This window comes from Flavobacterium psychrophilum (genome assembly GCA_001708385.1).
Lineage (GTDB): Bacteria > Bacteroidota > Bacteroidia > Flavobacteriales > Flavobacteriaceae > Flavobacterium > Flavobacterium psychrophilum_A.
The window spans coordinates 4,033,795-4,050,360 of the sequence record CP012388.1 but is presented as its reverse complement, the minus strand read 5'-3'; the positions used below and the strand labels follow the sequence as shown (position 1 = coordinate 4,050,360).

The window sequence follows — 16,566 nt, the reverse complement described above, 5'->3', positions numbered from 1 at the left end:
TTATTACTATAAAATTTTCGTTACATAGCAGTTATTGTTATATTTGAATAAATTAAGTTTTGTATAACCTGCTATTTTTTTAATGCATTTTAAACTAAAATATATATTTCTTACTCTTCTTGTTGTGGTATTTACCTTGCCGTCATGGGCACAGGCACTTACCTCGGCTCAATGCGACTCGCTTCTAAAAAAAGGCCAGGAAGCCACACGCAATAAAGAATATGTAAAATCGCTCGAACTACTTACAACTGTCCGCACTGCAGCCGAAAAGAACAGGTGGAACAAACAGTTGTTTTGGGCAATTAATTATACAGCCCATAATTATATCGCTATGATGGATTACGGTGAGGCACTTAACTTTTGCCTTGAAGCCTACAACCTTTCGGTAAAGGAGCTAGGCCCCGAATTTGAAATGATTGCGCTTAACAATATTGCCATTTTATATACTGCCGATAAAAACTATAAGAAAGCACGGGAATATTATCTTAAGGCGTACAAAACTGCTAAGGATGAGAAATACAAAAGCATTGGTATATACTTAATAAACCTTGCCAATGTAGAAAATATCTTAAATGCACCGCAAAATGCAAGGGCCTATATTGCAGAAGCTATGCCTAACCTCAAGAAAAACTGGCCAAAATCTGTAATAGCGGCAAATATGATACTGGCAGAAAGTGATTTGCTTGAAGGAAATACTGCGGTAGCAAGGCAAAAAGCAGAAGAACTTTTATTAAACACCAAAGATGTTGCTTACAATGACATTAGTGTGCCTTTAGGTGAGATTATCGTAAAGAGCTACTTTAAGGAAAAAAACTATGATAATGCTGCACGAAGTGCTTTAACCATATTAGAAAAGTCTCCCAATGTGGAAGCAAGAAGGAGGATATTTGAATTACTTTCAGACATTTATACAAAATCGGGAGCATATCAAACCGCACTTCGTTATAAAGACTCGATTTTAAGCACCGATACCAAATTAAACGAAATTAAAAATGGCAGGCTCTTCGAAAATAGCCGTGTAAAGTTTGAAATTCAGAACTATAAGAATCAGCTGGCGATCAATGATGAAAAGATAGCCGCGGAGCGTAAGATAGTTTATTCTCTACTCGCTATTTTTATAGCAGTGCTTTGTGCTACTGTACTTATTTTAAGACAAAAGAAACTAATCGCGGAGCGCAATCAGCGTATTACATCACTTGAACTGGAAAAAGAAAAGAATGACAACCTGTTGCTTGAAAAGCAGTACAGGGAAAACGAAACGAATGCCCTTTTAGAACAGGAGCGCCTTAAAAACGAAATTGAAGCCCGTAACAGAAAGCTATCTGCCAAAGCACTTTATCTTTCAGACAGGAATCAGCTTATAGAAGACATATTGGTATCATTGTCTAAGAAGCCTAAATTATCTAAAGACCTTTCTTTAGCAAACCAGATAAGAAATCTTAAAAACCATTTAAAAACGGATGATGAGTGGGATAATTTTATTACCCATTTTGAAGAGGTGAATCATGGTTTCCTTACCCGTCTTAAAAGTCTCCACCCAAGCTTAACTTCAAATGATGTACGCTTTCTTGCATACATCTACATGAACCTTAGTATTAAGGAAATTGCGTCTATACTTAACATAACAATTGAGGCTTGCAGAAAGCGAAAAGACCGTATGGCTATCAAAATGGAAATTCCGGAAAATATTAGCTTATACGACTACATATCAACACTATAACACACACATGTCTTACTTTTTCTAGTTATTGTCGCACTGTTTCCAAACCGATAATCATGCGTATTTTAAATATTGTGTGAAATTTTAGTTAATGTTGTGTACGGTATTGTTCTGCCTAAAAATATCCTTGCTTTTTCTTTCCAAAAAACTTCAGAATATTTTACAGATCCTACCCCTAAACTACCTGTTAACATAAACTACTAATTAATGCATGAACTAACAAAAACAGAAAATGGCATGAAAAAAATTACACTGTTTTTAACGGCATTGCTATTCGCTTTGAATGGTTATGCACAGCTGCCAAACGAAAGCTTTGAGAGCTGGACTGCCGGGCAGGGCCCAACAAACTGGATGATACTCCAGAACAACACAGGCTTAAATACCAAATGGGTACAGTCTACAGCCGGTAATACGGTTACACCACCCAATACCGGTACACATGCTGCCTACCTGATACCCGAAAACGTACTTACGGGTATGCCGGAAGACTATCTTGTATCGCCACTATTTAATTCTCCTGTTAACGGAAGGATAAATTTCTATTCGAGATTTTTACAGGTGGCAGACCAATCTACAGTTATAAAGGTAAAAATATTACCGGCAGGTGCCGATGCTTCTATCCTTAGTAACTATGTAGAATTACAATCGTGGACAGAACTGGAACTAAATCCTGGTCAGACCGAATACGTTAAAACAATAGTAAACATTCCTGCTGCGTATGAAAATACACAAGTTAGGATTGCCTTTGTTGTAGTGAGCGACTTTGGTGACAGATTCTTACTGGACGATGTGGAGGTAGTGTCTCAATGTACAGATCCTACAGATCTATCTGCTACTAATATTGGTGTTACAACTGCTACACTTAACTGGATAAACACATCCGGGGCTACAAAATGGGAAATTGAATTAAAACCTGTTAACGAACCTACAGTTGGTACCGGTATTATTTACAACGGATCATCTCCCTACTCTGCTACAAATTTAGTACAGGGTACAGAATATAAATTTTACGTACGTTCGCTTTGCGCAGATGGCGGTAAGAGCGACTGGATTGGGCCGGTTACTTTTACAACGGTGAAACCGGGAGATAACTGCCTAAACGCAAAAGTAGTTACTGCCCTGCCGTATGTTGACACAGACGATACTGCAAACTATTTTGATGTATATCAAGGATCTGCAGGAGGCTGCGGAACCACAAACTCATCTCAATACTTAAATGGTAACGATGTTACTTATGCTTATACAGCTACACAAAATGGTGTAATAAGCATTAACGTATCGGGAATTACAGATACTTATGCAGGTGTATTTGTTTATACATCATGTGCCGGTATAGGCACAAGCTGTTACGCAGGTGCTGCCAATGATTACATTACCCCTGCTCCGGATCTTAATATCCCGACAATTGCTGTAACAGCAGGTACAACATATTACATTGTAATATCTTCATGGTTTGCACAAACCGTTGGGTATAAACTTACTATTCAGCAGGAATTTTGCGATAAGCCCACTGATGTTACAGCTACAGATGCAACCTACACAGGTATTACCCTGGGATGGACATCGTCACTTTCAGCATGGGAATATGTGGTTCAGCCAGTAGGAACAGGTTTGCCACTTGGCAACGGAACTGCTGCAACAACAAATACAGTAACGCTAAATAACCTTACGCAAAGCACGCAATATGAAGTGTATGTTCGTGCCAATTGTGGAGATGGAACGTACAGCAGCTGGACAGGCCCTACAGTATTCAACACCGCTTGTGGTGTGTATACTGTTCCCTTCTTTGAAGGTTTCGATACAAATTCTACCACACAATTTTGTTGGACTGTTGCCGATGAAAACAATGATGGAAGTGTTTGGGATCTTGATTTTACATACGCTACATACGAAGGAGACCAGTCGGCTAAATTTGATGTTAGTTCAACTTCAGAAAACAATGACTGGCTTATATCACCCGCAATACAACTTTCAGGAAACGAACGCCTAAGCTTCTATGTACAAACACAGGAGTTTGGCGCGGTTGGCCTTAAGGTTATGGCATCAACTACAGGAAATGCTCCTGAAGATTTTACTATAGAGCTTTCACCGCTTACAAGCTATGCGGTTGCAGGTTTTACAAAGAAAACAATTAACCTGTCAAGCTTACCTGCTGGCCCTGTGTATTTAGCACTACATATACCTACCGGTGTAAACGGTGGTTATGAAATAGCTATTGATAACTTTTTGGTTGAGGCGATGCCTGCATGTGCAGAGCCAACAGATATTTTAGTTAACAATCTGACATCTACATCGGCTCATTTACAATGGACTCCGGGTAATAACGAAACAGCCTGGGAAATAGTTGTGGTTGATCCTAACGTATCTGGCGCTCCGGCAGAATCATTTTCCGGTACACCACTAACTTCTCCATCGTACGATCCTTCATCATTAGCACCGAATACGCTTTATCAGGCTTTTGTACGTGCAGTATGTGGCCCTACAAATAAAACATTTTGGAGCAGCCCGTTTAGCTTCACAACAAAATGTGCCGCTTTTGACATTCCTTTCTTCGAAGGGTTTAACAGTGATTCGGCATCAGAAAATTGCTGGAAAACAGTTAACGGTAACGGCGACTGGGCTGTTTGGGACACTAACAGTAACGGACAATATGAAGGTGATGAGGCAGCAAGTATTTATACAGGTAACGCCGCAAATAATGATTGGCTAATATCGCCCGCTATAAACCTTACAGGTAACGAAAGGCTTAAATTTCATTATAAAGTTGGTGGTAATAGCGACACTACAGGATTTAGAGTATTAATGTCTACTACAAATTCTGATCTAAGCAGCTTTACAGAGGTTTTACTACCGGAAGCAACTTATACAAACCAGGATTATCTTGTAAATATTATATCTCTTGCAGGAAAAACAGGCCCTGTATATTTTGCATGGCAGGTACCTCCGGTTTATGAATTTGGTGACGATTTGTTTATAGACAATGTAATGGTAGAAACTGCTCCTGCTTGTGCTGAGCCTCTATATGTTACAACAACTAATATAACACAAACCAGTGCCGAAGTAAACTGGCAGGCTGGTGGAACTGAAACGGAATGGGAATTGTTTGTAAATGTACAAGGTGAAAATGTTCCGACAACAGGGATAGCTGTAACCAGCCTTCCTTACACCCTTACAGGATTACAGCCTTCTACTCCTTATGAAATAACTGTAAAAGCTATTTGTGGTTCGAATACCAGCCCATCATCAGACAAGGCTACATTTGTAACTAAACTTGATAATAACGATTGCGATACCGCTAGGGAAATTCCGGTTAACGTTGGGCCTGCTTGTGATGTGTATGCTTTTGGAACACTAGACGGCGCAACAGAATCTTCTCAGGAAAATCCTTGCGGAAGCTGGACAAATGCCGATGACGATGTTTGGTTTAATTTTACTGCGACCGCTGAAATGCACACTCTGTCATTAATTTCGGGAACACAGTTAATGTACATGATTTATGAAGGTGACGATTGCAACGGCCTAACGCAGGTTGGGTATTGTATGACGGCAAGCTCAGATATGGGTCTTGACTCTTCTTCTATGATTCTTGATAACCTAACGATAGGTAAAAAATATACACTTAGGGTATTTAGCCCGGAATCATCGAACATAGCCGGGACATTTAAAGTTTGTATTAAAATACCTGTTACCCCTATTGCTGTAAACAATACGCAACATACAGTAGAACAACTTGTAAAAGATGTACTATTTAGCGGAGATTGCGCACAGGTAAGCAATGTTACATGGTCTACAGGAACTAACTTCCCGGATCCCGACAATGTATTTGGAGATAACCCTAATGGTATTGCTTACTTTAATAAAAATGGTTCTGATTTTCCTTTCCAGGAAGGTGTGTTGCTAACTACAGGTAACGCAATGATGGTACCCGGCCCTAACTATAAGGCTATGGAGCATGGATCTGCTGTATGGCCAGGCGATACAGACATTGATGAAGTCGTAACAGGTATGCTTGGTGCTGAACCATTCCAGCCAACTACGAATGCATCTGTTATAGAATTTGACTTTGTACCTACCCTGCCAACATTAAGTTTAGACTTTTTGTTTGCTTCTGAAGAATATGGTGATATGATACAGTGTTTTAGCTGGGATACATTCGCAATTCTTTTAACAGATGATCAGGGTAACAAAAAGAACATAGCTGTTATACCAGAAACAACTACACCAATCTCTGTATTTAGTATTAGCGGAAATGGATATCCAACTGTTTGCCCGGGTTATAATCTTGAGTATTTTGACAAGTATAACGTGTTTGAACAACAGGATTATTCTAACACTGCGTTCAATGGACAAACGGTTGTAATGACTGCTAAGGCAGACGTTATACCAAACCAGCAATATCACCTTAAAATTGCTATTGCCGAAACAGATAATAACCTGGATTCAGGTGTATTTATTAAAGGCGGCGTTAACGGAGGTGGTAGTATTAACCTTGGTGATGACCTACTGGTAGCAATTAATACAGCGGTTTGCGATGGTCAGAAAACAACATTGGAAACAAACCTTGATGCTGATGTTTTTGAATTTGAATGGACTCGCAATAATACTGTAATTGCAGGGCAAACAGGATCGCAACTTGTAGTAAGCGAACCGGGTACTTATAGTGTTAGCGCCAATGTTACAGGTTATAGCTGTGTAAGGGAAGATACTGTTGTTGTTGAGTTTTATGCGGCAGATGTTACCGGTGCACCACAGGATCTTACTGCTTGTGATGCTGATGGTTTTGCTGAATTTAATTTAGCATTAAACACACCGGTAATACTTGACGGACTTACTACTACAGATTATACTGTAACGTATCACCTATCTGCTACAGAAGCTGAAGGTAATACAGGCGCAATTACAAGTCCATATACAAATACTACCCAAACTGAACAGGAAGTATTTGTCAGAATAGAAAACAACGCTACGCAGTGTTATACTGTAAAGTCATTTAAATTGATAGTACAGGACTTAACACCTCTGTTTACCATTACTCCGGATTTCTCTGTATGCGAAAACACAACGGGAACAATAACGGTAACACCAACCAATTTTAATACTGAGGATGTTACTATCAGCTGGACATTAAATGGCACACTCCTACCGGACACAACAGCATCAATTTCTGTCGATGAAACCGGAGATTACGTGGTTACCGTAAATAATAAAGGATGTACAGCTACGGCTACAGTAAAAGTAACTGTATTACCTGCGCCTGTTGCACAACAACTACTGGATGTTACAGAATGTGGAAGTTATACTCTTCCCGAACTAAACGATGGTAATAGCTATTATACGGGTTCAAATGGAACAGGTACTTTACTTGAGGAAGGAAAACTAATTGATAGCACACAGGAAATATTTATTTTTGCGCAAAGCAATACTACTCCTAACTGTACAGCAGAAACAAGCTTCTTGGTAACTATTACCCCTCAACCGGAATTTACACTGGAAGGCGAATTTACAGCTTGCCGTGCTGAGGATGTTACTATAACTGTTAAAGCAGTGAATTTCAACACTGCCGATGCAGTTTACGAATGGACTCTTGATGGAGCTATTATTGCAGGAAACGAGAGCACACTAACTTCAACAGCATTTGGGACATACGGTGTTACAGTATCTATAGGTACGTGTACCCATACTGAGAATGTTGTTGTTGAGCTAAACGAAAATGCCGTTGAAATTAACTTTGTAGAAGGTTGCGAGAATAATATTTACATGCTGGAAGCTATTGCAGAAGATGATTCATTTAATGAAGATTCCGCTACATATAGCTGGACAGGTCCGGACGATTTTACTTCTACAGAAAGAAAATTTGCGGCTCCTAAACCAGGTATCTATACAGTTGTAGTTACCACTGCCGATGGTTGTACCGGAGAGAAGGAAATTATTATTTCTGCAACAACTTGTAAGATTCCAAAAGGGATATCTCCAAACAATGATGGCAGCAATGATGAATTTGACCTTACAGACTTTGACGTTAGAAAAATTACAATTTTTAACCGTTACGGACAGGAAGTTTATTCTAAAGCCAACTATGAAAAAGAATGGCACGGACAGGATTCTCATGGACGTGAATTACCTACAGGAACTTATTTCTACATGATAGAGAGAGGTCAGGGAGAAACTAAAACCGGCTGGGTATATATTAACAGGGAAGAATAGTAATACTTCTACGTAATAATCACAGGGGACACTTTTTAAGTGTCCCCTGTTTTTTTTATATAATTGTACCGAAATAATGATTCTCTGTGGATAGTAAATGAGGTAAAACTAATTATTTAATGTTGAAACTGTAGTATATTGACGATAGTAAATACAACGCATATATATTACAAAAAAAGTTAAAACGCAGATATATTGAATTTTTTGAAGCCTCTGCAAATAACAAGTAAAGTCTATATTTCTAACTTCAATTAAATACAAATTTCAATTATAAAATTCCAGTGTATGTTAACAGAGCATTTAATATAAAATAGGCTATTTACACTTATTAAACAAAGCTTTTAACGTTTTGAAAGAAACACTTATAATAATTCAACAATTTTACTAATTAGCAATTTCCGCAAGTTCTAGTTTTACGATTTAGTAACATCCTTTCTTGTTTTTATTTTGTTAAAATATCTACAAAATAAATATTAAAAGTTATAATATTTTTTTAAATAGTTACATATGTAACATTTTGTATGTTTTTTGTTTTTTTTAGGTGTTTAGTGAAAATTCTGGTTAGGGTTACTGCTATTGTAGATGTTTTTTTAAGTAGATTTAAAACTTAAACCTAATATTAACTATCTTTTATGAAAAAAATTACATTATTGATCATTGTATCATTACTGTCATTTTGCGGCTACGCTCAGCTCCCCAATGAGAGCTTTGATGCCCCCTGGATTCCAAATCCCGACTACAATGACGGGCCGGGTGAGGGTGGAGATGTTCCTGCCGCGGGATGGATTGTAAGAAAGCAAACCGCTGCCGTATACGCGTGGCAAAGAATTGAGTCAACCACTGCAAATCCTTCGGTTACCGGTACCGGCTTTGCATACATACGCCGTCAGGCAGTATGTACTTCGTGTGAAGTACCAAAAAGCTGGCTTATTACAAAAGCTTTTCCAATGCCAGCAAATGGCCAGCTAAAATTCTTCTCTAAACTGGGATTTGCTGGTGTTAATAATGCCATCTACAAAATTAAAATTTTTCAGGAAGGCCCTGGAAAAGATCCGTATAATTTTGACGACTATACAGATATAGTTACGTATACAGACGAAACTATACAGACATTGCAGTTATCATGGACGCAAAAGGTTATAAACATGCCTAACGTTACAGGTAATGTTCGTATTGCTTTTGTGCTGGAAAGTAACGACCAGGACGCTTGGCGTATAGATGATGTATCTTGTTTGTCTATATGTACTCCTCCAACAGGTTTAACAGCTACTAATCCAGGTATGACAACCGTACAACTTGGCTGGACCAGCACAAATGATGCTCAGCAATGGGAAATAAATGTTGTCCCGGAAAGTGCTGGTGGACCGTCAGCCAACTGGGTAACTTATAATGGTGCACCACCATATGTTTATGGTAATGGAGCCGGAGAAACTTTGACAGCAGATACCGATTATAAAGTGTACCTGCGTGCAGTATGTAGTGACTCCGGAGTAAGTGACAACACTAATCCTGTGTTTTTCTCTACCGCCGCTTTAGGTGAAAGTTGTAGTAATCCATTGGTAATACCATCAGCCTTACCTTACTTTACAACTAGCAATACTTCAGCTTTTGCAAATAATTATAATGCAAGTGGCTCAACAGGATGTAATACTACTGGCAACTACCTTCAGGGTAATGATGTAGTATATCAATATACACCAGATGCTACAGGAAATATTAATATAAAACTTACAGGTACTGCTCCTAATGCAGGCGTTTTTGTTTATAGCGACTGTGCTAACATAGGTGTTAGCTGTCTTGCAGGGGCTACAGGCAATGGTACGGTAGAAATACCTACTTATGCTGTAACGGCAGGCACACCTATATATATAGTTATTTCAAGCTCTGGCGCAACTGCTGTAACAGCATATAACTTATCTGTTCAGCAGATATTTTGCGATGCTCCAACAGCTGCTACTGTAACATCTGTAAGCTCAAATACTGCAAACCTTTCTTGGGCTGCGGGTGTATCTACAGAATGGCAAATTACCGTACAGCCTGCAGGTACAGGATTCCCTACAGTTGCAGGACAAGTTGTAACTAGTGCTACACCTTCAGTAACACAGACTACAGGGACAACTCCTGTAAATTTATCAGCTTCCACAGCTTACGAATATTATGTTAGAGCTAAGTGTACAAGTGGTGATACTTACAGTATTTGGGTAGGTCCGATAGCGTTTACAACGACTCAAAACCCTGCCTTGCTTAATTATACTGAAGATTTTACTACAGTTCCATCTCAATGGACATTAAACAATGGTTCACAAGCAAATAAATGGGCTATAAATGGTAATGCAACTATTGGGAACACTAATTTTGGTGGTACCGGAAATGCGTTATTTATATCTAATGATAATGGTTTAAATAACCTTTTCACTACTTCAACACAATCAGTTGTACAAGCGTACAGGGATGTTACCATACCTGGTGATGCTACATCATTAAACCTTTCTTTCGACTGGAAAAGTAATGGTACAACATCTGGTGGTTACTTTAGAGTATATCTTGCTCCAACTACGTTAACATTAGTTCCGGGCCAGCAAATAGCCAACGTGGCTGCTAACATCCCTGTGGGTGGAAACAGATCTGGCTCTCCTGCATGGTCTACTGCAAGTAACGTTATTACGCTACCTACTGGTGTTGCCGGAAGTACAAGAAGACTTGTTTTCGAATGGTTTAACAACTCATTCTCGGCTAACCAGCCTCCTGCTGCCATAGATAACATTAACTTATCTGTTATTACTTGTCCTGCACCTGGTACAGCTACACTTGTTGCTGGTACATTACAGCCAACAGAAGCTACCTTTACATGGCCGGTGCCAACTTCTATTCCTGCTGCAGGATATGAAGTATATATTGGCCCATCACCAACAGCTCCTGTAAGCCCTGTTAATGGCGTTGGAGGTGTTATCTTATTATCGTCTGCAACAAATACTTTAGATCTTCCTGTAAACACACTTACTCCATCTCAATCTTATTATGTTTGGGTAAGAGCAAATTGCGGACCAACTGATAAAAGTACATGGAGCGGAGTATTATTCTTTGTGGCTCCACAAATTCCTGCGGGAATGGATTACACACAGAATTTTGACGGAGCTACCCACGAATGGGGTTTAAGCAACGGTACTCAGGCAAACAAATGGGCGGTAGGAACAGCTACAAGTAACAGTGGCACAAAATCACTTTATATATCAAGTGACAATGGTACTACAAACAGCTATAATGTTCTAGCAACGTCTACAGTACATGCATACAGAGACATACAAATGCCTACTCCACTAGATCAGCTTGAACTTTCGTTCGACTGGAAAGGTGTTGGGGAAGCATCTGATTACTTCAGGGTTTGGTTAGTTAATACTGACTTTACACCAACACCGGGCAGTGCGATTGGCACAGCCAACACACGCCTTTTAATACCTGCTACTGCAACAAGCAATAACTTTACAGGTCAGACTGCGTGGACTAACTTCAAATACATCATTCAGGGTTCTACTTACGCAGGTACAACAAAAAGATTGGTATTTGAGTGGATTAATAACAATGTAAACGGTTCTAATCCGCCTGCTGCTATAGACAACATTAACCTTAAGGTTGTACAATGTCCTCAGCCGACAGCTTTGGTATTAGCTTCACTTGCAGCTGAAGAAGTAAAAGTAGGATGGACAGCTCCTGTATCAGGTGCTACAGCTTACGAGTACTACTATAGTACAGATGCTACACCTCCTACTGCTACACCTCCTGCAGCAGATCTTAATGCTGAAACTACAACTGAGGCGGTAATTGACGGAGCAGATCTTACTCCTTCTACAACTTACTATTTCTGGGTTAGAACAAACTGTGGTGCTACTAAAAGTTACTGGACAGGACCACTACGATTTGTTACACCACAAATTCCTGCGCCTATGGATTATGCAGAGAACTTTGACGGTGCAACAAATGGCTATCAATTTGTAAATGAAGGCCAGGTTAATAAATGGGTTGTAGGAACTGCTACAAATAATAGTGCTCCTAACTCATTATATATATCTAACGACAACGGCGCAAATAATTCTTATACTGGTACTGCCGGTTCAGTTGTACACGCTTATAGAGATATAAAGCTACCAGCTGTTGTTCAGGATGTACAGTTTACATTTGACTGGAAAGGAACAGGCGAATTTGGTGACTATCTAAAAGTATGGATGGTACCTGTAGATTATGTACCTACTCCGGGAACTCAAATAACACAACTTAACAATTCAAGAATTCAGATCGGTGGTCAGTTTATGAATAATGCCGGCTGGAAAACTGAGAATTTTATCTTTAACGTTAACCAGTTCCAAGGACAAGCAAGACGTTTAGTGTTCGAATGGACAAACGATCAATTTGGTGGTACTCAAAGACCAGCAGCTGTAGATAACGTTAATTTGGCTGCCGTAACATGTTACCCGCCAAGTAACCTTACAATGCCATCTAACAATGCAGGTGGTGCTACATTTGCATGGACTGCTCCTACAGTTCCGGCTGCAGGGTACGACTATTACTATACTACTAGCCTGGCTGCGCCAACAAGCACAACTACGCCTAGTAATCCTGTTGCACATCCTACTACTTCTATTACATTAGCAGGTTTAGAGCAATCATCAAACTACTATTTCTGGGTAAGGTCTAACTGTGGATCGGACGGTAAAAGTATTTGGATAGGCCCTGTAGAGCTAAATACAGCTCAACAAGCTTCTACTCTTCCTTATGTACAGAATTTTGATGGTATTCAGCATGGCTGGAGCCTTAAAAACGGTTCGGAGCAAGATAAGTGGGTAGTTGGTACTGCTGTAAGCAACAGCCCAGACAAATCACTTTACATAAGTAATACAAACGGTGAAACTAATACATATGGTGTTAACGGATCGGTAGTTCATGCTTATAAAGATTTTGTTATTCCTAGTACCGCTACGTCATTAGATTTTAGTTTCGACTGGAAAAATAATGGTGATGGCTTTGGAGATTATGTTCGTGTTTGGAGAGTTCCAACTACATATTTCCCAACAACAGGAAACGAAATGTCATTACCTGCAGACAGCGAATTAATTACAAACATTAACTTGCAAGGCAGGACAACATGGACTTCCGCTAGTTTTACACTAGATCCAACAGGATATGCAGGTACTAACCAGCGTATTATCTTTGAGTGGGTAAGTAATACATTTACTGCAAATCAGGCTCCTGCAGCCATAGATAACATAGACCTACAAGTAGTTACATGTGCTAAGCCAACAGCATTAGACGTTACTGATGTAACTTCAACCGGAGCTACTTTCAACTGGAATGAAGAAGGTACTGCTACATCGTGGGAAATATATGTAACGCCAACAGGACAGCCTTCGCCTACTGCTGCAACTACAGGTATCTCTGTAACAAGTACAGATCCAAATCCACAATCTTATGTATATACAACTCCGAACTTACTTTCGTCTACAAGCTACGGATTCTTTGTAAGGTCAATTTGTGATTCAGATGATATGAGTAAGTGGGCTGGTCCGTTTGAATTTAAAACAGACATTGCAAACGACGAATGTTCTGGTGCGTATGCGCTTGGCGTAAATGACAAAGACAATCCTTGTCAGGTATCTGCTACTACATCATGGGTAGATTCTACACCATCTTCGCAGCCATACACATGTACGCAAACTAATGGTGCCGATATTTGGTATGAATTTGTTGCAACAGGAGAAAGACATAATATTGAGCTTTCAGACTTTGCACCACTTCCTCAAAACGTAGTTGCTATGCCAATAGTAATCTCGTTATACGAAGGTACTAACTGTGATATTTTACAACCACTAGGATGTAGTATTGTTAACGTATTACAGGCAAGAAACCTTGTACCGGGTGTTACCTACAAAGTAAGACTATCTATGAATAGTGCTACACCTAACTTAGCACAAACTTCGTTTAAAGTTTGTATAAATACACCTAAAGACTTAGGTACTGTAACATCTTCGGCATGTGCTGTAACCACAATAAATGCAGACTTCGAAGATCCTAGACCGGCGCCGGTTGACCCGCCTTCACCATACCCTAATATGGTTCACCATAATACGGTTCAGGGATGGAGAACTACGGCATCAGACGGAATTATTGAAGTTTGGCCTGCTAGTAACTTTGAAAATGTACCTGATTATGATGGCGGACAATTTGTTGAGCTTAATGCTAACGAAAACGCAGGTTTATACCAAGATTATTCTACGCCGCAGGTTACAACATTTACTTATAAGTTTGCACACAGAGGTAGAAGCTGTGTAGATAAAATTGAGCTTCGTGCAGGTAATGCTGAAACTCAGGATCCTAAAACATTACCATTGATAACGGTTCAGGAAACCGGCTTTACAGGAGATTGGGCTGTATATACAGGAACTTACACATCTGAGCCTGGTGTTGCAGTAACACGTTTCTTCTTTAACTCCGCTTCATCTTGTGGTGGTGCTGCAAATGCAGCCAGTATTGGTAACTTCCTTGATGGAATTGAATTTACTGCTGATAACAGTATTGTAACTTTTGGACCTGAAGAACTTACTTGTGTAAACAATGTAATTACGGCTCAGGCTTCAGGATCAGGTGAATGGAGTGCTGATTCAAGCAACCCTTCAGAAACTGAAATCAGTGACCCTTCTAACCCTAGTACATCAATAACAGGATTTAGCAGAACAGGTGATTATAAATTCTACTGGACTACTCTATATTGTCAGACTGAGCGTATTGTTCATTATGACAACGGAGATGTACCTGCTCCTGCTGCTACAACTCAGATTGATTACTGTGTTAACGAAACGCCTGTAGCGATAACGGCTACTGCTCTTACAGGACACACATTAAACTGGTATACTACAGCAACTGGTGGAACAGCTGATGCAACTGCACCAACTCCTACCGCTACAGCTGTTGGTACTACTACATATTATGTAAGCCAGACAGCTCCGGATAGCTGCGAAAGCCCTAGAACTGCAATTGCTGTAACTGTACATGCAATTCCTACAGCGCCTATCGCTGCTACTACTTACACATACTGTCAGGATGCTACTCCTATAACACTTACGGCTACCGTATTTACAGGAAACACATTAAACTGGTATGAAGATGAGACTGGTGGAACTGCAAGCACTACTGCTCCTACTCCATCTACAGCTGTACCTGGTACATTTGATTATTTTGTTAGCCAGACAACTCAATTTGGATGTGAAAGTAACAGGACTAAAATAACTATCGTTGTTAACCCTTCTATAGTTCCTGTAACAACATTTACATTACCGGCGAGCGTTTGTATCGAAGACCCTAACCCTACTGTAACTCCGGATACAACACAAACTCCTGGAGGTTACTATACAGCTGGTGGCGGATTAATTATTGACAGACTTACAGGTGAAATTGATCTTACACAAAGTACTCCTGGTACTTACACAGTAACTTATACTGTAGATCCTGATCCTTCTGTTTGTAATAAAGGAAATGCTACAAGCGTACAAATTGTTGTAACACCGTTGGCTCCTGCTGTAACAGGATTCACGTATACAACTCCTGCTTGTGCAGATGCACCTAACCAGCTTCCGGCTCTGGCAACAGACTTTAGCACAGGTGGTGTATTTAGCTCTACAACGGGTCTTGTTATTGATCCTGCAACAGGTGAGATTAACTTTGCAGCAAGTACAACCGGTACTTATACTGTAACGTATAACTTTACAGGAAATGTTGCTGATTGTACAGCAGACGGTACTGGTACATTTGATGTTACTATTGTACCTGTATTTGAACCGGTAGTTGAATTTAGTTATGCCACTAACTACTGTTATGACTCATCTGATGTGACTCCGGATCTTGATCCTGCATTTACTACAGGTGGTACATTCTCCGGTACTCCTGGTCTTGTTATCGATCCTGTGTCAGGTACGATAAACGTTGAGGCAAGTACACCGGGTGAGCACACTGTTACTTATACATTCAATGCTGATACTGTAAACTGTATCAAAGCAGGATTAAAAAGCGATACGTTCACTATCGGAACTGATCTTCAGTTTGTATTTAATGGTGAGTGTAACGGAAGTGCATTTATCGTAACTGCTGCTCCTAGTGAAGATGGTACTTATGAAGGAAGCACTGGTCTTACATTCCAGTGGACTACTTCAACAGGTACTCCTGTAGGAACAAATTCTTATACATTTGATGTATCTGAATATGCTAACAGCACACCTGGTCAGGATGTATTCCCTCAGGAATTCCTGTTAACAATTACCGATGCAAACGGTTGTGAAACTACAAGGAATCATACTGTATTAGGTATCGGATGTTCTATACAAAAAGGTATATCACCAAACAATGACGGACTGAACGACTATTTTGACCTTGAATATATGGGTGTTAAAAAACTGTCAATCTTCAACCGTTACGGACAAGAAGTATACACTAAAGCAAACTATACAAGAGAATGGATCGGACAAGGTAAAAACGGAGACGAATTACCAACCGGTACTTACTACTATGTTATTGAGCGTTCAGCTGGTGGAACAAACACCGGATGGATATACATTAACAGAGAAGAATAGTTTCTTATAATATTAGGATAAAGAAAGGCC

At 39.7% G+C, this 16,566-nt stretch carries 3 protein-coding genes; all 3 read left to right on the top strand.

Annotated features, from left to right (window positions below):
- Nucleotides 1-82: 82 nt before the first annotated feature.
- The 3 genes from ALW18_17815 (at nucleotide 83) to ALW18_17805 (ending at nucleotide 16,536) form a co-directional block, all read left to right on the top strand.
- A complete protein-coding gene (locus ALW18_17815; GenBank protein AOE54197.1) occupies nucleotides 83-1,720 on the top strand; it encodes a hypothetical protein in 1,638 nt (545 codons plus the stop codon).
- A gap of 207 nt (nucleotides 1,721-1,927) precedes the next feature.
- Entirely contained in the window at nucleotides 1,928-7,924 is a 5,997-nt protein-coding gene (locus ALW18_17810; GenBank protein ID AOE54196.1) for a hypothetical protein, read from the top strand.
- A gap of 632 nt (nucleotides 7,925-8,556) precedes the next feature.
- Nucleotides 8,557-16,536: a hypothetical protein gene (locus tag ALW18_17805; GenBank protein ID AOE54195.1), complete on the top strand. Its 7,980-nt coding sequence runs from the start codon at nucleotides 8,557-8,559 to the stop codon at nucleotides 16,534-16,536.
- Nucleotides 16,537-16,566: the final 30 nt, after the last annotated feature.